The 589-nt window shown below is 65.0% G+C and carries 1 protein-coding gene; it reads right to left on the bottom strand.

All coding sequences use genetic code 11. From position 1 onward, the window contains the following. Nucleotides 1-589, bottom strand: a 589-nt coding sequence (locus tag GD1_RS24080; protein ID WP_157079620.1) for a DUF222 domain-containing protein, incomplete at both ends; no start/stop codon positions are given.

Raw genomic sequence — 589 nt, 5'->3', positions numbered from 1 at the left:
GCGAACATGGCATCGGATTTCCGGTTCTGCGAGGATCGCCCATCATGTGGGCACACCGTGTTCGCGAGAGTGTTGATCACGAGACCGCACAGTTCGACCCGGTCGGCGGCCATGGTGCCGGCGATCTCCCCGGTCCCGTCAGTGCTGAACGAGGTCCACACACCCCGTTTGTCCAGGCATCGTTCCCGGGCTTCACGGACCGCGTCACGGTCGTGGCGGAACACGACCCGGTCGGCCATGTCGGTGATGGTTTTCCTCGACCACAGTCGTCGGCGTCGGCGGATCAACTCGGCGATCTCGGCGTCGACCTTGGGTGCCGATTCGCGACCGTGTACCAGCGCGGTCCGCGACACCACCACCTTCATCAACTCGGGAGTGATCCAACCGTCCCGCAACACTTCCGCCACGTGAGGCAGGTGGTGGAGAACGGCGATGGATTCGTCCATGAGGAGTTCGGCGGCGCGTTGGGTGATGCCACGCACACGCGAGATCTTCTTGGCCAGATCGACGAACCCCGATGGTGCCCCGGCCACACCGCGGTCGGCGTCGACGTGGCGGCCGATGAGTTCGACCACCGACCGGTAGGTCG

The sequence above is a fragment of the Gordonia desulfuricans NBRC 100010 genome, assembly GCF_001485495.1.
Taxonomy (GTDB): domain Bacteria; phylum Actinomycetota; class Actinomycetes; order Mycobacteriales; family Mycobacteriaceae; genus Gordonia; species Gordonia desulfuricans.
This window is presented reverse-complemented; position numbering and strand designations above follow the sequence as displayed.